The organism is Variovorax sp. SG517 (assembly GCF_013376045.1).
GTDB lineage: Bacteria > Pseudomonadota > Gammaproteobacteria > Burkholderiales > Burkholderiaceae_C > Variovorax.
In genome coordinates this window covers 115,129-139,599 of record NZ_JABMJG010000012.1, presented here as the reverse complement: position 1 = coordinate 139,599, position 24,471 = coordinate 115,129, and the positions used below count along the sequence as shown (strand labels likewise).

General features: G+C 68.5%; 22 protein-coding genes. 14 read left to right on the top strand and 8 right to left on the bottom strand.

Annotation, left to right across the window (positions count from 1 at the left end):
• Positions 1-4: 4 nt before the first annotated feature.
• From FHT32_RS30370 to FHT32_RS30350, 5 genes are all read right to left on the bottom strand, one after another.
• A complete protein-coding gene (locus FHT32_RS30370) occupies positions 5-1,117 on the bottom strand; it encodes an acyltransferase (protein WP_176668348.1) in 1,113 nt (370 codons plus the stop codon).
• A 62-nt stretch (positions 1,118-1,179) separates the two neighbouring features.
• A complete protein-coding gene (locus tag FHT32_RS30365; protein WP_176668260.1) occupies positions 1,180-2,142 on the bottom strand; it encodes a nitronate monooxygenase family protein in 963 nt (320 codons plus the stop codon).
• Positions 2,143-2,221: 79 nt separating this feature from the next.
• Positions 2,222-4,012 (bottom strand): acyl-CoA dehydrogenase, encoded by a 1,791-nt coding sequence (locus tag FHT32_RS30360; protein WP_176668259.1) that lies wholly within the window; start codon positions 4,010-4,012, stop codon positions 2,222-2,224.
• A gap of 74 nt (positions 4,013-4,086) precedes the next feature.
• On the bottom strand, positions 4,087-5,019 hold the full coding sequence (locus tag FHT32_RS30355) for an electron transfer flavoprotein subunit alpha/FixB family protein (RefSeq protein WP_176668258.1): 933 nt from the start codon (positions 5,017-5,019) through the stop codon (positions 4,087-4,089).
• Between the two features lie 14 nt (positions 5,020-5,033).
• Positions 5,034-5,783, bottom strand: a complete 750-nt coding sequence (locus tag FHT32_RS30350; protein WP_145761708.1) for an electron transfer flavoprotein subunit beta/FixA family protein — start codon at positions 5,781-5,783, stop codon at positions 5,034-5,036.
• A gap of 443 nt (positions 5,784-6,226) precedes the next feature.
• Between FHT32_RS30350 and FHT32_RS30345 the strand changes: the two genes are divergently transcribed.
• From FHT32_RS30345 to FHT32_RS30280, 14 genes are all read left to right on the top strand, one after another.
• Positions 6,227-6,985: a class II aldolase/adducin family protein gene (locus tag FHT32_RS30345; RefSeq protein ID WP_176668257.1), complete on the top strand. Its 759-nt coding sequence runs from the start codon at positions 6,227-6,229 to the stop codon at positions 6,983-6,985.
• 48 nt (positions 6,986-7,033) lie between these two features.
• A complete protein-coding gene (locus FHT32_RS30340; protein ID WP_176668256.1) occupies positions 7,034-8,596 on the top strand; it encodes an ABC transporter substrate-binding protein in 1,563 nt (520 codons plus the stop codon).
• 77 nt (positions 8,597-8,673) lie between these two features.
• On the top strand, positions 8,674-9,648 hold the full coding sequence (locus FHT32_RS30335) for an ABC transporter permease (protein WP_019656077.1): 975 nt from the start codon (positions 8,674-8,676) through the stop codon (positions 9,646-9,648).
• A 15-nt stretch (positions 9,649-9,663) separates the two neighbouring features.
• Entirely contained in the window at positions 9,664-10,506 is an 843-nt protein-coding gene (locus tag FHT32_RS30330; protein WP_019656076.1) for an ABC transporter permease, read from the top strand.
• Between the two features lie 2 nt (positions 10,507-10,508).
• A complete protein-coding gene (locus FHT32_RS30325; protein WP_176668347.1) occupies positions 10,509-12,146 on the top strand; it encodes an ABC transporter ATP-binding protein in 1,638 nt (545 codons plus the stop codon).
• Positions 12,143-13,045, top strand: a complete 903-nt coding sequence (locus FHT32_RS30320; RefSeq protein ID WP_176668255.1) for a glyoxylate/hydroxypyruvate reductase A — start codon at positions 12,143-12,145, stop codon at positions 13,043-13,045. The genes FHT32_RS30325 and FHT32_RS30320 overlap by 4 nt, the downstream gene beginning before the upstream one ends.
• Before the next feature lie 39 nt (positions 13,046-13,084).
• On the top strand, positions 13,085-14,464 hold the full coding sequence (locus tag FHT32_RS30315) for an aminotransferase (protein ID WP_176668254.1): 1,380 nt from the start codon (positions 13,085-13,087) through the stop codon (positions 14,462-14,464).
• A gap of 5 nt (positions 14,465-14,469) precedes the next feature.
• Positions 14,470-15,507 carry a histone deacetylase family protein gene (locus tag FHT32_RS30310; RefSeq protein WP_176668346.1) on the top strand — a complete coding sequence of 346 codons (1,038 nt, stop codon included), beginning with the start codon at positions 14,470-14,472 and terminating at the stop codon, positions 15,505-15,507.
• 64 nt (positions 15,508-15,571) lie between these two features.
• The gene (locus tag FHT32_RS30305) at positions 15,572-16,507 is read left to right on the top strand and encodes a DMT family transporter (RefSeq protein WP_176668253.1); all 936 of its coding nucleotides are present in this window, start codon (positions 15,572-15,574) and stop codon (positions 16,505-16,507) included.
• Between the two features lie 31 nt (positions 16,508-16,538).
• A complete protein-coding gene (locus FHT32_RS30300; RefSeq protein ID WP_176668252.1) occupies positions 16,539-17,231 on the top strand; it encodes a GntR family transcriptional regulator in 693 nt (230 codons plus the stop codon).
• Position 17,232: 1 nt separating this feature from the next.
• On the top strand, positions 17,233-17,937 hold the full coding sequence (locus FHT32_RS30295; RefSeq protein WP_176668251.1) for an SDR family NAD(P)-dependent oxidoreductase: 705 nt from the start codon (positions 17,233-17,235) through the stop codon (positions 17,935-17,937).
• A 9-nt stretch (positions 17,938-17,946) separates the two neighbouring features.
• Positions 17,947-18,975: a histone deacetylase family protein gene (locus FHT32_RS30290; protein ID WP_176668250.1), complete on the top strand. Its 1,029-nt coding sequence runs from the start codon at positions 17,947-17,949 to the stop codon at positions 18,973-18,975.
• Positions 18,975-20,063, top strand: coding sequence for a phosphotransferase (locus tag FHT32_RS30285; protein ID WP_176668249.1), 1,089 nt, complete (start codon positions 18,975-18,977; stop codon positions 20,061-20,063). The genes FHT32_RS30290 and FHT32_RS30285 overlap by 1 nt, the downstream gene beginning before the upstream one ends.
• Before the next feature lie 16 nt (positions 20,064-20,079).
• Positions 20,080-21,351, top strand: coding sequence for an aspartate aminotransferase family protein (locus tag FHT32_RS30280; protein ID WP_176668248.1), 1,272 nt, complete (start codon positions 20,080-20,082; stop codon positions 21,349-21,351).
• Positions 21,352-21,413: 62 nt separating this feature from the next.
• Here the strand turns inward: FHT32_RS30280 and FHT32_RS30275 are convergent, their stop codons facing one another.
• The 3 genes from FHT32_RS30275 to FHT32_RS30265 all read right to left on the bottom strand — a co-directional run bounded on the left by FHT32_RS30275 (position 21,414) and on the right by FHT32_RS30265 (position 24,420).
• Entirely contained in the window at positions 21,414-22,043 is a 630-nt protein-coding gene (locus FHT32_RS30275) for a hypothetical protein (protein ID WP_371132289.1), read from the bottom strand.
• 91 nt (positions 22,044-22,134) lie between these two features.
• Positions 22,135-23,421 carry a mechanosensitive ion channel family protein gene (locus FHT32_RS30270; protein WP_176668247.1) on the bottom strand — a complete coding sequence of 429 codons (1,287 nt, stop codon included), beginning with the start codon at positions 23,419-23,421 and terminating at the stop codon, positions 22,135-22,137.
• A gap of 45 nt (positions 23,422-23,466) precedes the next feature.
• The gene (locus FHT32_RS30265) at positions 23,467-24,420 is read right to left on the bottom strand and encodes a histone deacetylase family protein (protein WP_176668246.1); all 954 of its coding nucleotides are present in this window, start codon (positions 24,418-24,420) and stop codon (positions 23,467-23,469) included.
• Positions 24,421-24,471 lie beyond the last annotated feature (51 nt).

Here is a 24,471-nt window from a genome sequence, read left to right as displayed (position 1 = left end):
TCCTTTAATGAGAAACGACTATTCCACTGACCAGCAGCGCGGCGAACAGCGTGAACACCGCCCGCCAGGAAGCCGGGCGCGCCTCCACCCAGCGGTAGAGCAGTGCCGCCGCGACCACCGAAAGACCGAAGGTCGCGACGAGGCCGCAAGCATCGAACCACGAGCCGTGCGGCCCCGCATTCGCAACCGCCGCGTTCATGGCGAGCAGCACCGGGAAGTGGATGAGAAAGAGCGAATACGACATGCGCCCCAGCCGCACCAGAGGCATGGCGGCCGCCGGCCAGTGCTTCGGCGACAGCCAGTTCCGCCGTTGCGCAACGGCGATCAGCAGCGCCGTGACCAGCGCCGTCGCGATGCGGCTGCGCCAGTCGATGGCCAGCGCGCCCGCTCCTATCAGCGCCAGCAATGCGATTCCGCTCTGCCAGACGCTGAACCGCGTCGCGCGTCCGATCCAGAACACCAGCATGCCCAGCCCGTAGGTGCCGAAGAAATAGAAGGCCGTGTCGTCCAGCCCCGCATTGCGGTTGAAGAGCACGAGCGAAGCCACCGCCAGTCCGAAGACCAGCGCCACCGGCAGCCATCGCGCCCGCAGGCCCTGCGGCACGGCACCACCCGCGCGCTGCAGCATCGACGGCAGCCCGACCAGCGCCAGGGCCAGCGCGAACAGCTGGAAGTCGATGGCCACGTACCAGACGCCCGTGGAAAGCGACTCGTAGCCCAGCAGGTCCTGCAGCAGCAAGCCGTGGGCAACCAGTTGACCGAAGGTCGGCGACGCCGGTACCACTTCTTCGTCGAGCCACGGCCGCACGACGGCAGCGACGATCACGCACACCGTGAGCGCGGCGAGGTACGGCATCACGAGCCGTCCATAGCGCTGCAGAATGCGCGCCACCGGCCGCTCCACGCGCAGCGTTCCATCGGGCGCGAGGCTGGCGGCCGCCAGGAAGCCGGCGATCACCAGGAACACCTGCACCGCCAGCCGGCCCTCATCGGCCAGCCAGGCGAAGAAATCGGGCGCGAGCGCGTACGCGCCGGCCGGCATCGGACCGTAGCGCGAGAGATGGTGCCCCACGATCACGGCGCACGCGATGCCCTTTGCCGCATCGAGCAGCGGCATGCGCCCCGCGGAAGACGACGGCGCCGCGCGCGTGGCAGGCGCGGCGCCGTTGGTCAAGGCAGTCACAGCGCGAGCCGCTGCCTTGCCTCCTGGTATTCGCGCTTGAGCTTCTCGATGAATGCGCCGGCGGTGGCCACTTCGGTGACCGCGCCGATGCCCTGGCCCGAGCCCCAGATGTCCTTCCAGGCCTTGGCCTTGCTGCCTTCGCCGCCGCCGAAGTTCATGGTCTTCACATCACCTTCGGGCAGGTTGTTCGGGTCCATGCCCGCCTTGACGATGCTGGGTGCCAGGTAGTTGCCGTGCACACCGGTGAAGAGGCTCGAATAGACGATGTCGTCCGAGGTGCCGTCGACGATGGCCTGCTTGTAGTCGTCGCTCGCACGCGCTTCCTCGGTGGCGATGAAGGCCGTGCCGATGTAGGCGAAGTCGGCGCCCATGGCCTGCGCAGCCAGCACCGCGCCGCCGGTGGCGATGGAGCCCGACAGCGCGATCGGGCCGTCGAACCACTGGCGGATTTCCTGCACCAGCGCGAACGGGCTCTTCACGCCCGCATGGCCGCCGGCACCGGCCGCCACGGCGATGATGCCGTCGGCGCCCTTCTCGATCGCTTTCTGCGCGAACTTGTTGTTGATGATGTCGTGCAGCGTCACGCCGCCGTAGCTGTGCACCGCGTCGTTCACGTCGGTGCGCGCGCCCAGCGAGGTGATGACGATCGGCACCTTGTATTTCACGACCATCTCCATGTCGTGCTCGAGCCGGTCATTGCTCTTGTGCACGATCTGGTTGATGGCGAAGGGTGCCGCGGGCTTGTCGGGGTTGGCCTTGTTGTAGGCCGCCAGTTCCTCGGTGATCTCGGCGAGCCAGTCTTCCAGCTGCGCGGCGGGGCGCGCGTTGAGCGCCGGCATCGAGCCGACCACGCCCGCCTTGCATTGCGCGATCACGAGCTTGGGGTTGCTGATGATGAACAGCGGCGAGCCGATGATCGGCAGCGGCAGGTTCGCCAGTACGGGGGGCAGCTTGGACATGTCGTCTCCGGAAATGGATTGGTTTTATAAGAGAGAGAAGCCGCCATCGCCCGTCAGATGGGCGACAGCAGCAAGTGCATCAGAAAGCCTCGAGCGCCAGCGCCGTCACGCTCTCGGCACCGTCGACGATGCTGTCGCGGATGCCCAGCACCTTGTTGAGGATGTGCTCGGCGTAGAAGCGCGCGGTGGCGATCTTCGCCAGCATGAAGTCGGTGTCGAAGCTGCGCGAGGCGAGGTCCTGCGCAATGATCAGCGAGCGCGCGAGCTGCCAGCCGGCCACGAGGTTACCCGCGAGCATCAGGTAGGGCACGCTGCCCGCGAACACCGCGTTGGGCGAGGCCTTGGTCTGGCCCGCCACGAAATCGACCACCTCGACGAAGGCCTCGCGCGCGGCCTTCAGGCGCTTGAGCACGGCCGCCGCAGCGGGGTTGTCGAGCTTGGCCAGCTCGGCCTCGGTCTTCTCGATCTGCGCGGCGATCGCCTTCGCCGTCTGGCCACCGTCGCGCGCCGTCTTGCGGCCCACGAGGTCGTTGGCCTGAATGGCGGTGGTGCCTTCGTAGATCGTCAGGATCTTGGCATCGCGGTAGTACTGCGCCGCGCCGGTCTCCTCGATGAAGCCCATGCCGCCGTGCACCTGCACGCCCAGCGAGGCCACTTCGAGGCTCATCTCGGTGCTGTAGCCCTTCACCAGCGGCACCATGAATTCGTAGAAGGCCTGGTTCTGCTTGCGCGCGTCGGCGTCAGGGTGATGGTGCGCGGCGTCGTAGGCGGCAGCCGCCACGCTGGACATCGCGCGGCAGCCTTCGGTGTAGGCGCGCATCGTCATCAGCATGCGCTTGACGTCGGGGTGATGGATGATCGGCGCGCTGGTGTTGATGGAGCCGTCCACCGGGCGGCTCTGCACGCGCTCCTTCGCGTAGGCCACGGCGTGCTGGTAAGCGCGCTCGGCGATCGCGATGCCCTGCATGCCCACCGCGTAGCGGGCCGAGTTCATCATGATGAACATGTACTCGAGGCCGCGGTTTTCCTGGCCCACGAGATATCCGATGGCACCGCCGTGGTCGCCATATTGCAGAACGGCCGTGGGCGATGCCTTGATGCCCATCTTGTGCTCGATGCTCACGCAGTGCACGTCGTTGCGCTCGCCGAGCGAGCCGTCCTTGTTCACCAGGAACTTCGGCACGACGAACAGGCTGATGCCCTTCACGCCTTCTGGCGCGCCGGCCACGCGGGCGAGCACCAGGTGCACGATGTTCTCCGCCATGTCGTGCTCGCCGTAGGTGATGAAGATCTTGGTGCCGAACACCTTGTAAGTGCCGTCGGGCTGCGGCTCGGCGCGGCTGCGCACCATGGCGAGGTCGCTGCCGGCCTGCGGCTCGGTGAGGTTCATCGTGCCGGTCCACTGGCCGCTCACGAGCTTCTCGAGGTAGGTTGCCTTGAGTTCGTCGGAGCCGGCCGTGAGCAGCGCCTCGATGGCGCCGTCGCTCAGCAGCGGGCACAACGCGAAGCTCATGTTGGCCGAGTTGAGCATCTCGCCGCAGGCCGCGCCGATGGTCTTGGGCAGGCCCTGGCCGCCGAAATCCGCCGGATGCTGCAGGCCCTGCCACCCGCCCGCCACGTACTGCGCGAAGGCTTCCTTGAAGCCCGGCGTGGTGGTGACCGCGCCATCCTTGAACGACGAGGGATTGCGGTCGCCCGCCACGTTCAGCGGCGCGATCACGTCCTGGTTGAAGCGCGCGCATTCTTCGAGCACGGCCTGTGCGGTTTCGAGGCCGGCATCCTCGAAGCCCGGCAGCTTCGCGATCTCGCCGATGTTGGCCAGGTGTTCGATGTCGAACAGCATGTCCTTGATGGGGGCGGTGTAGCTCATTTCATGTCTCCAGATATAGCGGATACGAAAAGGGCATCGCGAACGATGCCCTCTGGCTCAGTGCAGCGATGCGATCAGAGCGCCTTCACCAGTTCCGGCACGGCCGTGAACAGGTCGGCCACGAGGCCGTAGTCGGCCACCGAGAAGATCGGCGCTTCTTCGTCCTTGTTGATCGCCACGATCACCTTGGAGTCCTTCATGCCGGCCAGATGCTGGATCGCGCCCGAGATGCCCGCTGCGATGTACAGCTGCGGCGCGACGATCTTGCCCGTCTGGCCCACCTGCCAGTCGTTGGGGGCGTAGCCCGCGTCGACGGCTGCACGGCTGGCGCCGAGGCCAGCGTTGAGCTTGTCGGCCAGGGGGGCCATCACCTCGGTGAACTTCTCGGCGCTGCCCAGGGCACGGCCGCCGGAGACGATGATCTTGGCAGCCGTCAGTTCGGGACGCTCGCTCTTGGTGACTTCACGGCCCACGAAGCTGCTCTTGCCGCTGTCTGCCACGCCTTCCGCCGATTCGACGGCTGCGCTGCCACCGGTGGCTGCTGCGGCATCGAAACCGGTCGTGCGAACGGTGATCACCTTGGTCGCGTCGCTGCTCTGCACGGTGGCGATGGCGTTGCCGGCGTAGATCGGACGCTCGAAGGTGTCTGCGCTCACCACGGCCGTGATGTCGCTGATCTGCGCCACGTCCAGCTTGGCGGCCACGCGCGGAGCGACGTTCTTGCCGTTGGCGGTCGAGGGGAACAGGATGTGGCTGTAGCTGCCGGCGATGGCGAGCACCTGGGCAGCGACGTTCTCGGCGAGGTTTTCAGCGAGGCTGGGGCTGTCGGCTGCGATGACCTTGGAGACACCGGCGATCTGGGCGGCTGCCTTGGCTGCTTCTGCTGCATTGGCGCCAGCCACGAGCACGTGGACGTCGCCGCCGCAGGCCAGGGCTGCGGTCACGGTGTTGAGGGTGGCCGGCTTGATGCTGGCGTGGTCGTGTTCGGCAATGACGAGTGCGGTCATGTTCGTTTTCTTCCTCAGATCACTTTGGCTTCGTTCTTCAGCTTGTCCACCAGGGTGGCGACGTCCGGCACCTTGATGCCGGCACCACGCTTCGGCGGCTCCGCGACCTTCAGGGTCTTCAGGCGGGGCTTCACGTCCACGCCCAGGTCTTCAGGCTTGACCGTGTCGAGCTGCTTCTTCTTGGCCTTCATGATGTTCGGCAGCGTCACATAGCGCGGCTCGTTCAGGCGCAGGTCGGTGGTGATGACCGCGGGCAGCGTGAGCGCCACGGTCTCCAGGCCGCCGTCGACTTCGCGGGTCACCGTGGCCTTGTCGCCAGCAACTTCGACCTTCGAGGCAAAGGTGGCCTGGGGAAGATCGGCCAGCGCAGCCAGCATCTGGCCCGTCTGGTTGGCGTCGTCGTCGATGGCCTGCTTGCCGAGGATGATGAGCGAGGGCTGTTCCTTGTCGACCAGCGCCTTCAGCAGCTTGGCCACGGCCAGAGGCTGCAGTTCTTCGGCGGTTTCCACCAGGATGCCGCGGTCGGCGCCGATGGCCATGGCGGTGCGCAGGGTTTCCTGGCTCTTGGCGTCGCCGCACGAAACAGCGATGACTTCGGTGACCACGCCCTTTTCCTTCAGCCGCACGGCTTCTTCAACGGCGATCTCGTCGAAGGGGTTCATGCTCATCTTGACGTTGGCAATGTCCACTCCGGTGCCGTCGCTCTTCACGCGCACCTTCACGTTGTAATCGACGACCCGTTTGACAGGCACAAGAACCTTCATTGACTTGACTCCATTGGATTGCAAAAAAAGGGGGCTTCGAGGGCAAACCGGTCATTCTAGGGCGCGACCTTTGCCGCCTCTCCATTCTTCCCGCCGGCGCTGGCGCCATAAAAAAGAACGATCGTGCTTTTTCGTGATTATAAGGCAGCGTCGGAGCACTGAGCCTTTCGGCCGACAAGATATTTGTAATGCGCTGGCGCGGACGCATCCGTGCCAGCGGCGCTGCACGGCTTGCACGCAAATCGATAGCCGCGCCCGCTCGCGGTGCACGCGAGGCCGGCTGAGGCGCCATCTGCCGCCAATTTCCGGGTTTTCGCCGATATCTGAGCTGGCACGCAACCTGCAAGATGAATACTGTCGACAGCTGACAGTCGATCTTCGGAGATTCAATGGAAACAGCAGAACGAAGCATCCCGGACGTACGCGGCAGCGCCCGCCCTCCCATGACGCCAGCGGAGCGCCAGCTCCGGCAGGACCTGGCAGCCGCCTACCGGCTCGTCGCCCTCTATGGGATGGACGACAGCATCTATACCCACATCTCCGCCCGCGTGCCCGGCACCACGGACCAGTTCCTGATCAACCCCTTCGGCATGCTGTTTCGCGACATCACGGCGTCCTCGCTCGTGAAGATCGACCTGGACGGCAACATCGTCGAGCCCTCCGAGTACGACGTGAACCCGGCCGGCTTCACGATCCACAGCGCCGTGCATGCCGCGCGCCATGACGCGGTCTGCGTGCTGCACACCCATACCGTCGCCAGCGTCGCCGTGTCTTCGCTGGCCGGCGGGCTGCAGCCGTGCAACCAGTGGGCGCTGCAGTTTCACAACCGCGTGACGTATCACGAGTTCGAAGGGATCGCGCTCAACCATGAGGAGCGCGAGCGCCTGGTCGCCGACCTGGGCCCGACTTCCCGCGCACTGATCCTGCGCAACCACGGCCTGATCACGCTGGGCCGCAGCGTGGCCGAGGCCTTCATCCTGATGCACAACCTGGAGCGCGCCTGCCGCGTGCAGGTCGCCATCCAGGGCACCGGCCAGGCCGTGCACCCGGTGCCCGAGGAAGTCTGCGAGCTGACCGCGCGCCAGTACGAAAGCGGCGACACCAACCGCCTGGCCTCCGCGCCCAACGACCCCTATGCGCGCGAATGGCGCGCGCTCCTTCAGCGCCTGGCCCCGCCCAGCCCGGCCTCGTTCCGCGACTGAGATTCACCCGTTCTTCACTGCCCTACCCACTTCGAAAGGTCCGCTCCGATGAAACGCCGCAACCTGATCCAAGCCGGCTCCGCCGCCCTAGGCCTGTCCATCGCCGGGGTGCCCCTGCACAGCCTGGCGCAAGGCAAGAAGGGTGTCGTCAACGTGCTGGTCCAGCCCGAGCCGCCCGGCCTGATGATGGGCATCGTGCAGAACGGTCCCACGCAGCTGATCGCCGGCAACATCTACGAAGGCCTGCTGCGCTACAACGAGAAGCTCGAGCCGCAGCCGCAGCTCGCCACCTCCTGGACCGTGAGCGCGGACAGCAAGACCTACGTCTTCAAGCTCAAGCCCAACGTCAAGTGGCACGACGGCAAGCCCTTCTCGGCCGACGACGTGGTGTTCTCGTGCGACGTGTTCCTGCGCAAGACGCATGCGCGCTTCCGCGCAAGCCTGGCGCAGGTGGAATCGATCAAGGCGCTCGACCCGCTCACCGTGGAGTTCAAGCTCAAGCAGCCCTTCGGCCCCTTCATGGGCATCTTCGAGAACGGCACCATGCCGATGGTGCCCAAGCACATCTACGAAGGCACCGACTTCGCGACCAACCCCGCCAACGCCACGCCTATCGGCACGGGCCCGCTCAAGTTCAAGGAATGGGTCAAGGGCTCCTACATCAACCTCGTGGCCAACGAGAACTACCACCAGCCCGGCGTCGTGGGCGTGGAGAGCGTGTATTTCCACGTGATCCCCGACGCGGCAGCGCGCGCCGCGGCTTTCGAGTCGGGCAAGGTCGACATCGCACCGGGCGGCACGGTGGAGTACTTCGACGTGGGCCGGCTGGCCAAGCTGCCGGGCGCGGCCGTCACCACCAAGGGCTGGGAGTTCTTCGCGCCGCACAGCTGGCTGTGGATGAACAACCGCACGGCGCCCATGAACAACGTGAAGTTCCGCCAGGCCGTGTGGACCGCCATCGACCGCGAAGCCATGGCCAAGGTCGCCTGGTACGGCTACGCCAAGCCGGCCACGGGCCCCTTCAACAGCCACATCGCCTACGCCAGCGACGACGTCGCCAAGTACCCGCGCGACCTCGCCAAGGCCAAGAAGCTGCTGTCCGAGTCGGGCTACAAGGGCGAGACGCTGCGCCTGCTGCCGCTGCCCTATGGCGAATCCTGGCAGCGCCAGGCCGAGATCGTGCGCCAGAACCTCACGCAGGCCGGCATCAAGATCGAGATGCTCGCCACCGACGTGGCCGGCTGGAACCAGCGCAACAGCGAGTGGGACTTCGACCTGGCCTTCACCTACGTCTACCAGTACGGCGACCCGGCGCTCGGCGTGGGTCGCAACTACACCAGCGACAACATCGCCAAGGGCTCGCCCTTCAACAACGTGGCGGGCTACAGCAACCCCAAGGTCGACGAGCTGTTCGCCGCCGGCGCGCGCGAGAGCGACCCCGCCAAGCGCCGTGCGATCTACCTGGAAGTGCAGAAGCTGCTGGTCGACGAGGTGCCCGTGGCCTGGCTGCACGAGATCAACTTCCCGACGCTGTACCGCACCAAGATCCAGAACGTGGTGTCCTCCGGCATCGGCCTGAACGACAGCCTGGGCCGCGTGAAGCTGGCCTGACCTCCCTCCCCCGCATGCGGCGCCGGGCCATGCCGACCTGATGGGCCGGGCCACCGCATGCCCGAATCGAGCTTGCCATGAAACGACTGCAGTTCATGTCCGTGCGTCTGCTGCAGGGCCTGATGGCCCTGCTGGTGATCGCCACCGTCAACTTCCTGCTGGTTCGCGCGGCGCCGGGCGATCCGGTGTCCGTCATGGCCGGCGAGGCCGGCGCGTCCGACGCGCAGTTCGTGGCCCAGCTGCGCCAGCAGTTCGGCCTCGACCAGCCGCTGCCCGTGCAGCTCGGCAACTACCTGGGCCACGTGCTCAAGCTCGACCTGGGCTTCTCCTACCGCCAGCAGCAGCCGGTGGTCGACCTGATCCTGCAGCGCCTGCCAGCCACGCTGCTGCTGACGGGCACGGCCTTCGGGCTCTCGCTGCTGTTCGGCATCGTGCTGGGGGCGCTGGCCAGCCGCAACGCGGGCAAATGGCAGGACAGCCTCATCACCGTGGTCGCGCTGGTCTTCTACGCCACGCCGCTGTACTGGCTGGCGATGATGGCGGTGCTGCTCTTCACGGTGCAGCTCGACCTGCTGCCCGCATTCGGCTTCTTCACCGTGGGCGCGGACCTCACGGGCATCGACAAGGCGCTCGACATCGCCAAGCACCTGATCCTGCCTTCGCTCACGCTGGCGCTGTTCTACATGGCGGTCTATGCGCGCATGACACGCGCCTCCATGCTCGAAGTCGCGCAGATGGACTTCGTGAAGACCGCGCGCGCCAAGGGCGTGGCGCCCGGGCGCATCCAGCGCAAGCACATCCTGCGCAACGCGCTGCTGCCAGTGGTCACGCTCGCGGGCATCCAGGCCGGCGGAATGATCGGCGGCGCCGTGCTCACCGAGACGGTGTTCGCCTGGCCCGGCATCGGCCGACTCATGTTCGACGCGCTGCTGCAGCGCGACTACAACCTGCTGCTCGGCTGCTTCCTGTTCACCGCGGCCATGGCCGTGCTGTTCAACCTGATCACCGACTTCGTCTACACGCTCGTCGATCCCCGCATCGAGCTGAGCTGAGCCAAGGAGCCCCTCATGAAAAGCAAATTCTGGCGGCGCTTCAGCCGCAACAAGGGCGCGGTCTTCGGCCTGATCGTGCTGATGCTGGTGGCGCTGGTCACGGCCCTCGGGCCCTTCGTCGCGCAGAACAACCCTTGGGACATGGTCGGCACGCCCTTCGCGGCGCCCATGGCCGAACAGGGCCTGCTGCTGGGCACCGACACCATGGGCCGCGACATCCTTTCGGGCATCGTGACCGGCGCGCGCGTGTCGCTGCTGATCGGCGTGGTCTCCACCGTGGTCTCGCTGCTGATCGGCGTGAGCATCGGCGCCGTCTCGGGCTACTTCGGCGGCTGGATCGACGCCACGCTGATGCGCTTCACCGAGCTGTTCCAGGCCATCCCGAGCTTCGCGCTGGCCATCGTGCTGGTGGCCATCTTCCAGCCCTCGGTGCAGTCGATCGTCACGGCCATCGCGATCGTGTCGTGGCCGCCGGTGGCACGGCTGGTGCGCAGCGAGTTCCTCACGCTGCGCCAGCGCGACTTCGTGGCGGCAGCCCAGCTGGCGGGCCAGTCCACGCCGCGCATCATCCTCACGCAGATCCTGCCCAATGCCGCCTCGCCCATCGTGGTGATGGCCTCGCTGATGGTGGCCACGGCCATCCTGCTGGAGTCCAGCCTGAGCTTCCTGGGCCTGGGCGACCCGAACCAGATGAGCTGGGGCTACATGGTCGGCTCGGCGCGCACGGTGCTGCGCCAGGCGTGGTGGATGGCGGTGTTCCCGGGCGTGGCCATCCTGCTTACGGTGCTGGCGCTGAACCTGGTGGGCGAAGGCCTGAACGACGGCCTCAATGCGCGCGCCGACGGGAGGGGCAAATGAAGATGGAAAAGCTCGTTCTTCCCGTGCTCGACGTCCAGGGCCTGGACATCCGCCTGCCCCAGGGCGCAGACCGCGAACTGGCGGTGCGGGGCGCTTCGCTGCAGCTGCTGCCGGGCCAGACGCTGTGCGTGGTCGGCGAATCGGGCTCCGGCAAATCGATGATCGCCAACGCCATCATGGGCCTGCTGCCGCGGCCGCACGTGGAGCCCGTGGCGGGCCGCATCCTCTTCGACGGACAGGACCTGCTGCAGCTCGACGAGACGCAGCTTCGCACCCTGCGCGGCCGGCGCATCGGCATGGTGTTCCAGGAGCCGATGACGGCGCTGAACCCGGTCATGCGCATCGGCGAGCAGATCGCCGAGGTGTTCGACGCCCACGTGAAGCTGTCGGCCGCGCAGAAGCGCCAGCGCATCCTCGCGGCGCTCGCCGACGTCGGCCTGCCCGAGCCCGAGGTGCTGATCGACAGCTATCCGTTCCGCCTGTCCGGCGGGCAGCGCCAGCGCGTGATGATCGCCTGCGCGCTGGTGCTGGAGCCGGCCCTGCTGATCTGCGACGAACCCACCACCGCGCTGGACGTGACCACGCAGGCGCAGATCCTGAAGCTCATCCGCGAGCTGCAGCAGCGCAAGGGCACGGCGGTGCTGTTCATCACGCACGACTTCGGCGTGGTCTCCGAGATCGCCGACCAGGTGGTCGTGATGCAGACCGGCGAGGTGGTCGAAGCCGGCCCGGCCGCCGCGGTGCTGGCCCGGCCGCAGCATGCCTACACGCGCAAGCTCATCGCGGCCATTCCGAACGGCCAGGTGCGCGCGCCTTCCGAGCAGCGCCCCATCGAGCACGTGCTGCAGGTGCAGGAGCTGCGCAAGACCTACGTGACCGGCGGCGGCCTGTTCAGCAAGGGCCGGCGCGTGGAGGCGGCCAAGGGCCTGTCGTTCGAGCTGCGCCGCGGCGAGACGCTGGGGCTGGTCGGAGAGTCCGGCTCGGGCAAGTCGACCGTGGGCCGCTGCATCGTGGGCCTCGCGCCCTTCGATAACGGCCGCGTGCTGTTCAAGGGCCGCACGCTGCAGTCGGGCGCGCAGTTCCGGGCGCAGTCGCAGGGCAAGATACAGATGGTGTTCCAGGACCCGTATGCCTCGCTGAACCCGCGCCACCGCATCGGCCCGGCCATTGCGGCCGGCCCCATCGCCCAGGGCGTGCCCAAGGCACAGGCCATGGCCCGCGCGATGGAGCTGCTGGAGCTGGTGGGCCTCAAGCCCGACGCGGCGGAGCGCTTTCCGCACGAGTTCTCCGGCGGCCAGCGCCAGCGCATCGGCATCGCGCGTGCTCTGGCCATGGAGCCGCAGCTGCTGGTGGCCGACGAGCCCGTTTCCGCGCTCGACGTGTCGGTGCAGGCCCAGGTGCTGAAGCTCTTCGCCGAGGTGCGCGAGCGCTTCCAGCTGGCCATGGTGTTCATCACGCACGACCTGCGCGTGGCCGGCGAGATGTGCGACCACATCGCCGTGATGCAGCGCGGCGAGATCGTCGAATACGGCGAGACCGCCAGGGTGCTGGCGAACCCGCAGCATGCGTACACGCGCACGCTGATCGAGGCGCAGCCAAGGCTCTCGGCGGCGGCCGCGGAACAGGCGGTGGTTGCATGACGCTGAACATCGCACTGGTCTCGGACCAGATCGCCATGGACTACCTTCGGCCCGCCTTCCGCGAACGCTTTCCGCAGGCGCGGCTGCACCGCATCGACACCGAGGTGCAGGAGCTGGACGCGCTCGGCGAGATCGACGCCGTGGTCTGCTGGTCGCCGCCGCCGGGGCTGCTCGCGCGCATGCCGCGCCTGCGGCTGGTGCAGTCGGTGGGCGCGGGCACCGACCACATCACGCGCGATGCGTCACTGCCCGACGTGCCGGTGCGCCGCATCGTCGACCCGGACATGGCCGACGGCATGAACGCCTATGTGGCGTGGGCCGTGGTGCACGGCCAGCGCCACATGGGCTCCTACCTTGAAAGCCAGCGCCGCGCGGCCTGGGAGGAAGCGCCCATCGAGCCACCCCGGCACCACCGCGTCGGCATCGCGGGCCTGGGCGTGCTGGGCCAGTCGGTCGCACGCGCGCTGCTCGCCATCGGCTACCGGGTGCGCGGCTGGAGCCGCAGCCCCAAGAGCGATCTGCCCGAGGGCATCGAGGCCTTCCACGGCGACGCGGCACGCGCCGAGTTCCTCGCCGGCTGCGACACCCTGGTCTGCCTGCTGCCGCTGACCGACGACACGCGCGGCATCCTCGACGCGTCGCTGTTCTCGCAACTGCCGCGCGGCGCGCGCCTCGTCAACGCCGGGCGCGGCGCCCACCTCGTGCAGGAAGACCTGCTCGCGGCGCTGGAGAGCGGCCAGATCGCATCGGCCGTGCTGGACGCCTTCATCGAGGAGCCGCTGCCGGCGGCCCACCCCTTCTGGAGCCATCCGCGCATCATCGTCACGCCACACATCGCCACGCGCACCCGGCCCGAGGCCATCGCGCGGCAGACCCACGACAACCTGGCGAGCCTGTAGCCGCCTTATTCCAGCGCCCGACATTCAAAGAGGACACCCATGGCAGAACCCCTCGGCACCGGCGACAAGGACGTCGCCACCCACCTGCATTCGTACACCAACCTGGCGGCGCTGCCGCAGACGCCGCCGCTGGTCATCGTCGAAGGCGACGGCATCCACGTCGTCGACGAGCAGGGCAGGCGCTACCTGGAGGCCATGTCGGGCCTGTGGTGCGCCTCGCTGGGCTTCTCCAACAAGCGCCTGGCCGGGGCCGGCGCGAAAGCACTGAACACCCTGCCCTACTACCACACCTTCAACCAGCGCACGAACGTGGCGGTGGCCGACCTGGCCGAGCGGCTGCTGGCGCTCGCGCCATCACCCATGGCGCGCGTGTTCTTCGCCAACTCGGGCTCCGAGGCCAACGACAGCGCGGTGAAGATGGTCTGGTACTACCACAACGCCATCGGCCAGCCGCAGCGCAAGAAGATCATCGCGCGGCGCAACGCCTACCACGGCGTGACCGTGGCCGCCGCCAGCATGGGCGGGCTCGAAGGCAACCACCGCGACTTCGACCTGCCCATTGCCACCGCGCCCGCGCGCTTCCTGCACGTGGACTGCCCGCACCACTACCGCTACGCCGAACCCGGCGAGACGGAGCAGGACTTCTCCAGCCGCCTCGCACAACAGCTTGAGCAGACCATCCTGGCCGAAGGGCCCGAGACCGTGGCCGCCTTCATCGCCGAGCCGGTGATGGGCGCGGGCGGCGTGCTGGTGCCGCCGGCCGGCTACTTCGAGAAGGTGCAGGCCGTGCTGCGCAAGTACGGCGTGCTCATGATCGCCGACGAGGTGATCTGCGGCTTCGGCCGCACGGGCAACATGTTCGGTTCCACGACCTTCGGCATCGAGCCCGACATCCTGAGCTGCGCCAAGGCGCTGTCCTCGGGCTACGTGCCGATCTCGGCCGTCATGGTCAACGAGAAGGTGCACAGCGCCATCGCCGCCAACAGCGGCAAGCTCGGCAGCTTCGGCCACGGCTACACCTACTCGGGCCACCCGGTCGCCTGCGCGGTGGCGCTGGAGACGCTGAAGGTCTACGAGGACGAGCGCATCCTCGACCACGTGCGCGAGCTCGCCCCCGCCTTCCAGGCCGGGCTGCGCGCCTTCGCCGAACGCCCCTGGGTGGGCAACGTGCGCGGCGTGGGCCTGATCGGCGCCATCGAACTCATGGCCGACAAGGCCGCGCGCACGCCCTTCGCCACCGACCGCAAGGCCGGCTACCGTTTCGCGGCGCTGGCGCTGGAGGAAGGCCTGATCGTGCGCGCCATGGGCGACAGCATCGGCCTGTGCCCGCCGCTGATCATCACGCGGTCCGAGCTGGACGACCTGTTCGCGCGCCTGGGCCGCGCCATGGACCGCTTCGACCAGGAAACGAAGGCCTGATGAGCATGCAGGCCTTCTTCAGCGACGACCAGCTGCTGCACGACCCGCAGCAGTTCATGCGGCTGGGCCGCATCTGCAAGCCCGCCGACCTGCCCACGCGCGCCGAGGCGCTGATGGGCACGCTCGCCGCGCGCGGCATCGCGGTCGACGCACCGCCCGAGGCCGGCCGCGCCGCGCTGGAACTGGTGCACAGCGTCGACTACCTGGACTTCCTGGAGAGCGCCTACGCGCGCTGGCAGAAGCTCGGCGGCCCGGGCCTGGAGCCCGGCATCGAGGTGCTGCCCAACCTTTCGCCGCACGGCGCGCGATCCGGGCCCTGCCCCTCGCCGTCGGTGGTGGCGCAGGCCGGCTGGTACATCGGCGACCTGGCCTGCCCGATCGGCCCGCACACCTGGCGCTCGGTGCTGCGCTCGGCCCATGCGGCGCAGGCCGCGGCCGAAAAGGTGCTCGAAGGCGGCGGCATCGCCTATGCGCTGTGCAGGCCTTCGGGCCATCATGCCCAGCATGCGCGCGCGGGAGGTTTCTGCTACGTGAACAACAGCGCCGCCGCGGCCGCCACGCTGCGCCGGCGCCATGCGCGCGTGGCCGTGCTCGACATCGACGCCCACCACGGCGACGGCACGCAGCAGATCTTCTACGAGCGCGGCGACGTGCTGACCGTCTCCACGCACACCGACCCGTCCGGCTACTACCCCTGGTACACGGGCTACGCGCACGAGCGCGGCACCGGCGAGGGCGAGGGCTGCAACCTCAACCTGCCGCTGGCGCACGGCAGCGGCAACGCCGAGTTCGCGCAAGCGCTGGACCGGGCCACCGCCGCCATCGAGCGCTTCCAGCCGCAGGCGCTGGTGCTGCCGCTGGGCTTCGACACCTACAAGGACGACCCGATCAGCGTGCTCAAGTTCGACATGGAGGCCTTCCGCCTCGCAGGCGAGCGCGTGCGTGCGCTGGGCCTGCCCACGGTCGTGGTGCAGGAGGGCGGCTACATGGTCGAGGCCATCGGCGCCGCGCTCGACGCATTCCTGGAAGGGCTTCGCGCATGACCGTCTCGACGACGGCTTGCCGCGGTGCCGGTGCGGTGACGGAAGCGACGCGGTCGCAGCCGGCATGAGCACCGTACCCGCCTCCGTCCCCCTTGCACGCGACGAGCGCGGCGAGAACAGCGCGGGCGCGAGCATCGCGCTCTTTCTTTGCGCGCTGGTGCTGTTCGCGGCGTACGACGCCTTCGCCAAGCAGATGGTGGCCACCCACGCGCCGGCCGTCGTCAACCTGGGCCGCTACAGCGCGATAGGCGCCATCGCGCTGGTGCTGCTGCTGCGCCACGGCGACCTGCGCCTGTGGCGCCAGCCGCACCAGAAGCTGCTGGCCGCGCGCAGCGTGGCGCTGGCCATCGTGGCGACCTGCTTCATGACGGCGCTCGTCACCATGCCGCTGGCGGAAGCGACGGCCATCTACTTCACCGCCCCGCTGATCATGGTCGCGCTGTCGCCCTGGCTGCTCGGGGAGCGCGTGGGCCGCGCGCAGTGGACTGCCGTGCTGCTGGGCTTCGTCGGCATGCTGTGCATCGTGCGGCCGGGCGGCAGCCTGCCGCTGGCGGGCACGCTGCTGATGGCGGTGTCGGCGGTCTGCTATGCGCTCTTCCAGGTGCTCACGCGGCGGCTCTCGGGACTGGTGCCGGCGCCCGTGCAGTTCGCGCACATGGCGCTGGCCTGCCTGGTCATCACGAACCTGCCCGTGCTGTTCATGCCGCACGTCACGCTACCGCCCTGGCCGGAGATGGCGCTGCTGGTCGCCGGCGGCGCCGTCAGCGGCAGCGCCCAGCTGTTGCTGCTGGCCGCGTTCCGCCGCGTCGGCGCGGCCACGCTGGCTCCTCTGAACTATGTGCAGCTGCTGCTGGCAGTACTGATCAGCACGCTGTGGTTCCAGCGCCCGCCTGATGGGCCGGCACTGGCCGGCATGGCGCTGATCGCGGTGGCGGGCGTCTACCTGGCCCGTTCGGGCGGCAGCCGGCGCGGGGCGAGCGGCATGAAGGGGCCGGCATGATACGGACAAGCGACCGAGACAAGGAATTCCGATGACCACCAGCCGGCCCGAAGCCGCCACTCCTCCCGCCTTCTCGTCGATCCAGGTGCCAGACCTGGTCGGCGTGGTGGAGGCGCAATTGCAGCAAGCGATCCTGTCGGGCCGCATCGCGCCCGGCGAACGCATCGTCGAGGCCGAGCTGGCCCGGCAGATGGGCGTTAGCCGCGCGCCCGTGCGCGAAGCCGCGCGCCGCCTCGAAAGCCTGGGGCTGCTGATCTCGCGCCCGCGCCACGGCTTCGCGGTGCGCACCGTCTCGCCCAAGCAGGTCAACGACCTGTACGAGGTGCGCATCCAGCTCGAGCTGCTGGGCGCGTCGCTGGCCTGCACGCACGCCACCGACGCCGAACTGGCCCAGCTCGACGCGCGCGTGGACGACATGGTGGAGCGCGCCGAGACGCTCTCCTCGCCCGAGCGGGTGGCGCTCGACCTGGACTTCCACTTCGCCATCAGCGCGCTTTCCGGCAACCACTACCTCCACCGGCTGTTCGACAACATGCAGACCGAGGTGCGCATGTTCCTCGCGCTCAGCGAGGACAGCTACGGCGACCTGAAGGCGCTGGCCGAGACGCACAGGCCCATCGCCAAGGCAATGATGGCGCGCGACGTCGGTGCCGTCGAGCACGCGCTGCGCTACCACCTCGAGACCGCCAAGGCCCACGTGCGCGGCCTCTTCACCAAACCCTGAGATGAGCGCGCTGCCCCGCGTCGCCATGGTCAGCGGAGGCAACCGCGGCATCGGCCTTGCCGTCGTGCGCGAACTGCTCACGCACGGCTGGCGCGTGAGCGTGGGCACGCGCAGCGCCACCGATGCCTTCGACGGACACGACCCGGCGCAGGTGCGCACCTATCGCTTCGACGCCGAGGACGCACGCAGCGAGACCGACTGGGTGGCCGCGACCGTGCGCGACTTCGGGGGCATCGACGCGCTGGTGCACAACGCCGGCATCCTCAGCACGCGCTCGGTCATCGATGCGGACGACGCGGAGGTCGACCGGCTGCTGGAAGTCAACGTCAAGTCGCCGCTGCGGCTCACGCGCAAGGCCTGGCCGCATCTGCTGGCGGCCGACGAAGGCAAGGTGCTGGTGATGGCCTCGCTCGCGGCCAAGCGCGTGCGCACGGCCGATGCCTCGCTCTACGCGCTGAGCAAGGCGGCGGTGCTGTCGCTGGCCCATGGCATCCGGCATTGCGGCGCCGAATCGCGCGTGCGCTGCACCGCGCTGTGCCCGGGCTTCGTCGCCACCGACATGGCGGCCGCCCTGCCGCCCGAGCAGCAGCGGCAAGCCACGCGGCCCGAGGACGTGGCCCGCATCGCGCGGACGGTGCTCGAACTGCCCGCGTCGGCCAGCGTCGCCGAGATTCCCATCAGCTGGACCGTCGAACCCCAATATTGAAAGCCCGACATGAAAGTCATCTACAGCGACCAGCACACCGGCCACGATCCGCAGCAGTTCATCGTGCGCGGGCGCATGAAGCGCAGCAACGAGCAGCCCGAGCGGGGCACGCTGCTGCTGAACGCCGCACGCGCGCAGGGCCACGACATCGTCGCGCCCGAAGACCACGGCCCGGGCCCGCGCGCCGCCATCCACACGCCGCAGTACCTGCGCTTCCTGGAAACCGCCTGGGAGCGCTGGCAGCAGCTCGAGGGCGCTTCGGAGGAGGTCATGCCCAACGTGCATCCGTTCCCGGGCCAGCCCTTCACCTACCCCGACAGCCTGGTCGGCCAGGCCGGCTACCACATGGGCGACATGGCCTGCGCCATCGGCCGCCACACCTGGCATGCGGCGACGTGGTCTGCCCACGTGGCCACGCATGCCGCGCAGCTCGTGCTGGACGGCGAACGCGCGGCCTACGCACTGTGCCGGCCGCCCGGACACCATGCCTATGCCGACCGCGCCAACGGCTTCACCTACCTCAACAACGCGGCCATCGCGGCCCAGCACCTGCGCAGCAGGCACGACCGCGTGGCCATCCTCGACATCGACGTGCATCACGGCAACGGCACGCAGGGCATCTTCTGGCGCCGCAAGGACGTGCTGACGATCTCGCTGCATGGCGACCCGCATTTCTGCACGCCCTTCTTCACGGGCCACGCGCACGAGACCGGCGAAGGCGAAGGCCTGGGCTACAACCTGAACCTGCCGCTGGCGCGCGGCACGCAGGACGAGGGCTTCCTCGCCGCGCTGGCGACCGCGCACGCGACCATCCGCGCCTTCGCGCCTGGCGCGCTGGTCGTGGCCCTGGGCCTGGACGCGCACGAGAATGACCCCTACCAGGCGCTGGCCGTGAGCACCGCGGGCTTCGGCCGCATCCTCGGCGAGATCGCGCGCCTGGGGCTGCCCACGGTGCTGGTGCAGGAAGGCGGCTACCTGTCGGAGGACCTGGGCCGCAACCTCGCCAGCGCGCTCGGCGGTTTCGAGAAGGCGGCGTGATGACGCAAGCGCTCGACGACGCCATCAAGGCGGCCCTGCCCGAGGCGGCGGTGCTGACATCGCCGCCCGCCCCCGTCGCCACCGAGTGGGCGGCGGACCTGCTGCAGCGCCTGTACGGCAAGCGCGGCCGCCTGAAGCCGCTCACCGGCGAGCGCGACGCCAACTTCCTGCTGGAGCCGGAAGACGGCGGCGCGCGCTGCATGCTCAAGCTCTCGCACCCCGACGAAGATCCGCTGGTCGCCGACTTCCAGACGCAGGCCCTGCTGCACCTCGCACGCACGGACCCCGGCCTGCCGGTGCAGCGCCTGCTGCCGGATCGCCACGGCGCAGCCTCGGTGCAGATCGAGGACGCCGAAGGCCGCATGCGCGTGGCGCGCCTCTTCAGCTACCTCGAAGGCCTGCCGATGCCGCAGGCGCCGCGCTCGGCGGCGCAGCGCACCTGCGTCGCCCGCATGCTCGCGCGGCTGGACCTGGCGCTGGCCGGCTTCGAACACCCCGCCGGTGCCCGCGAGCTGCCCTGGGACATCCAGCGCGCCGACCGCGTGCGCGCGCTGCTGGTGCACGTGGCCGACCCCGCCCGCCGCGCGCTGGCCGAGGTCGCGCTGGACGGCTTCGCGCAGCGCACCAAGCCCCGGCTGGCCGCGCTTCGCCGCCAGCCGATCCACAACGACTTCAACCTCTACAACCTGCTGGTCGATCCGGAAGAGCCGGCGCGCGTGGCGGGCATCCTCGACTTCGGCGACATGGTCCATGCGCCGCTCGTCGACGACCTGGCCGTCGCGGCCTCGTACCACATCGACGAACAGGGCGACGCACTCGCGACCATCGCGCGCTTCGCGGCCGACTACCACGCCGTCTCGCCGCTGACCGATGGCGAGACCCATGCGCTGCTCGACCTCGTGCGTGCGCGGCTGGCGATGGTGGTCGCCATCAGCGGCTGGCGCGCGGCGCGTCAGCCCGACAACGCCCCTTACCTCATGCGCAACAACGCCGTCTCCTGGGCGCGGCTGCAAGCCTGCGCCATGCTGACGCCCGAACAGGTGCAGGACGCCATCCGCATCGCCTGCCGCGCCGCTGAAACCGCGTAACCCACGGAACCCATCCATGACTGAGAAACCCACCGCCGAGCTGCTGGAACGCCGCGCCCGCCTGCTCGGGCCGGCCTACCGCCTCTTCTATGACGAGCCCTTCCATCCCGTGCGCGGCGAAGGCGTCTGGCTCTACGACGCCGCCGGCACGCCCTGGCTCGACGCCTACAACAACGTGGTGCCGCTGGGCCACGCGCGGCCCGAGGTGGTCGAGGCCATCGCACGACAGGCATCGGTGCTCAACACGCACACGCGCTACCTGCACGAAGGCATCCTCGACTACGCAGAGCGCCTGCTGGCCACCATGCCGCCCGAACTCGGCCACGCCACCTTCACCTGCACCGGCAGCGAGGCCAACGACCTGGCCATGCGAATCGCCACGGCGCACACGGGCGGCACCGGCCTCATCGTCACCCGCTTCGCCTACCACGGCGTGACCTCGGCCATCGCCTGCGCCTCACCCTCGCTGGGACAGTACGTGCGCCTGGGCGAGCACGTGCGGCTGGTGGATGCGCCCGCGGGCGAAGATGCCGAGACGGGCAAGCGCTTCGCCGACGGCGTGCGCGCGGCCATCGCCGACCTGAAGGCGCACGGCATCGCGCCCGCCGCGCTGCTCGTGGACACGGTGTTCTCCAGCGACGGCGTGTTCACCGCGCCGGCCGGATTCCTGCGCGAGGCGGTGGAAGCGATCCATGCGGCCGGCGGCGTGTTCATCGCCGACGAGGTGCAGCCCGGCTTCGGCCGCACCGGCGAGGCCTTCTGGGGCTTCCTTCGCCATGGCGTGGTGCCCGACATGGTGACCATGGGCAAGCCCATGGGCAACGGCCATCCGGTCGCGGGCCTGGCGGTGCGCCCCGAGGTCATGAAGGCCTTCGGCCAGGCCAGCCGCTACTTCAACACCTTCGGCGGCAACCCCGTCTCGATGGCCGCGGCCTCCGCCGTGCTCGACGTGATCCAGCACAACGGCCTGCAGGACAACGCACTGCAGGTCGGCAACTACCTGCGCGAGCGCCTGGCCGCGCTCGGCCAGCGCCACGCGCTCGTCGGCGAGGCGCGCGGCGCGGGTCTCTTCATCGGCCTTGAACTCGTGGCCGACCGCGCCACGCGCGCGCCGGCCACCGCGCAGGCAGCCAAGGTGGTCAACGGCCTGCGGCAGCGGCAGGTGCTGCTGAGCGCGACAGGGCCGCAGGGCAACGTGCTCAAGATCAGGCCGCCGCTGGTGTTCACGCGCGAGCATGCCGACCTGCTGGTCGAGCGGCTGGACGAGGTGCTGGGTACGCTCGGGTAGCTGTGGAATGCCGTTGGCCTGCGTCTGCGGGCTGGCGTTCATTCGCAAAAGGCGACGTGCGGCTAGTCAGCACGCATGCGAGCGATAGCGCTCGCCTCAAGCGTCATGCGTGCCTGAAATGCTCCGTAGTTGGAGAAGTGCAGGTGCTGGTAGATCGTCGTTTCTCCAACCTGGTGCAGCCGAGGGAGTACTTGGTTCGCAATAGGTTTGGGCAACCAATGGAAATGCCCACTGACGCGCATGAGCCTGACTACCTTGTCTGCCAAAAAGACGTTTCGCCTGGCACCGCGCTGAATAAGCGCATTCAGTCTCTCCAGGTGCGCAGGGTCGAGGTCCTCCAACACTAGCTGACTGCGACCGACAGTCGGGATTTGCAGCAATTCGACGAATGACACGCGGCACGCGTCCTTCGGTTCGAAACCCGTCAGGGCGAAGTTGCGGTGATAGCGCTGACCATCTCCCCTGTAGTCAGCCAGAAGAAACGGATGATGCACCTTGTGGCGACGCCAGAACGCAACGCCGTCGTCGTGATACTCCAGCACACGAGGGAAGACAGGGCTACTTTCGATGTCAGCGGCGTAGTTTGCATCCAGTCCCACAAAGATGAATTCCGCACTTTCCGGTAGGGCCCCTTGATAGGGCTTGGCCCGGAACATCTCGGTGAGCTTCTGGCTGAAGTGCGGCTGGTACACGACGGCAGCATATGAGAACTCGCTACGGCGCGCCAGTGGAGGGCGAGAAGCTGGCGAAGGGGCCCCCATAGATTCCGGGGGCCCAGATCGCCTATTTTTCCGTAGTAGACACGCCTGCAGGCTCCGCCCCGGCCGGCAGCGACTCCACCCGCACCACCCGCTGTGGATAAGGAATATCGATCCCCGCCCCGCGCAACCCGTCGAGGATCGCGATGTTGATCGCCGAGCGCAGGTTGTCCTTGCCCTTGTCCGGGTCGGTCACCCAGAAGTTGAGCGTGAACTCCAGCCCGTCGGGCGCGAAGTTCATGAGGAAGGCGACCGGGGCCGGGTCGGTCATCACGCGCGGCTGGGCCTTGGCGGCCTCGCAGAGGATGGACTGCACCTGCGCCACGTCGCTGTCGTAGCCGACCACGATGGTGGTCGTGATGTTGAACTTGCGATCCGCCAGCGAGAGGTTTTCGACCCGGCTTGTGATGAGCGATTCGTTCGGCACGATCGCCTCGCGCCCGTTGCCCGCGCGGATGAGCGTGTAGCGGGTCTTGATGTCGGTGATGCGGCCTTCGAAGGTGTCGACCTTGACGTTGTCTCCGATACGGATCGAGCGCTCCAGCAGGATCACGAAGCCGCTCACGTAGTTGGCTGCCAGCTTCTGCAGGCCGAAGCCCAGGCCCACGCCCAGCGCGCCGCCCAGCACCGAGAGCGCCGTCAGGTCCACCCCCACCGCCGAGAGCGCGAACAGCAGGCCCACCAGCAGCAGGAAGGCGCGCACCGCGTTCGAGGCCACCTTGCGCATCGACAGGTCGGTGACGGCCTCGCGCAGGATGCGCTTCTCGATGGTGCTGGAGATCCACAGCGAGATCATCAGCACCACGCCCGCCGACAGCACGCCCTGGAAGATGGTCTGCAGGCTCACGCGCGTCTTGCCGAAGGCCAGCGTGATGTCGTCGAGTTCGGCCAGCACCGGCGGCAGCAGCCCGACGATCCAGAGCACCGCCGCGATCCAGGCCAGCCACGAGATCGTGCGCTCGATCAGCCTGACGAGATTGGAGGCCGGGAACACCGCCCGCAGCACCCGCGCGAACAGCCGGATGACCGCCAGCGACAGGAACACCGGCACCGCGATGCGCAGCACCAGCACGGTCTGGAAGTCGATCACCACGCGTCGCGCGAGATCGGTGAAGACAAGGGCCAGCAGCGGGAAGAGCAGCCCGTCGAAGGTGCTCTCGCCGAACCAGATCGAGTCCTTGGGCTGGTCGCGGCCGAACCATTTGCAGATGGCCCAGGCCAGCGCCACGCAGGCCACCAGCGCGACCAGTTCGATGCCCAGGCCGCGCGCGTCGACCTGGTTCAGCCGTTGGAGGAAATCGTTGAAGTTCATCTATCGGAAAAGGACATCGGCGCCGGCCGTGTCCGCTGGGTCACATCACAGGGAAGCCAGCACGCGGATGTGGGCTTCCACGCTGCGCGCCAGTGCATCGAGGTTGTAGCCGCCTTCGAGCATCGAGACGATACGGCCCTTGGCATGGCGCTTCGCCACATCGTGTATGCGCCCGGTGATCCAGGCGAAGTCGTTCTCGTTGAGGCCGAGCTGGCCCAGGTCGTCCTCGCGGTGCGCGTCGAAGCCGGCGCTCACGAAGATCATCTGCGGCCTGAACTCCTCCAGCCGCGGCATCCAGGTGGCCTCGATCATCTCGCGCACGTCCATGCCGCGGGTGTACGCCGGGATCGGCAGGTTGAGCATGTTCGGCGCCGGATGGTTGGTGCCGCTGTAGGGGTAGAACGGATGCTGGAAGAAGCCCACCATCAGCACGCGCGGGTCGTTGGAAAGGATGTCCTCGGTGCCGTTGCCGTGGTGCACGTCGAAATCGACGACCGCCACGCGCTCGATGCCGTGCACCTCGATGGCGTGCCGCGCGGCGATGGCCACGTTGTTGAAGAAGCAGAAGCCCATCGCCTGCTCCCGGCAGGCGTGGTGGCCGGGCGGGCGCACCGAGCAGAAGGCGTTTTCCAGGTCGCCGGAGATCACGGCGTCGGTGGCGGCAATCGCGGCGCCGGCGGCGCGGCGCGCTGCCAGCAGGGTGTAGCGGGTGAGCGTGGTGTCGGGGTCGACCTGGGCATGATCGGGGCCGCCGGCGGGCTCGTCGGCCACCAGGCGCTGGTGCAGCGACTCCAGGTACTCGACGTGCTCCGTGCTGTGCGCCCGGGTGAGCTGCTCCAACGTGGCCAGCGGCACCTCGCGGTGCTCCAGCGCGTCGCCCACCCCGGTGAGCAGAAGGCGGTCCTCGATGGCATCGAGCCGGCCGGGGCACTCGGGATGCCCTCCGCCCATGTCGTGCTTCCAGAAGTCCCGGTGTGTGAAGTAGCCTGTCTTGCCCATGTGTCTCTATCGCCACGTCTAGACCTCACGCGGCATGGGGCCGGCAGGTCT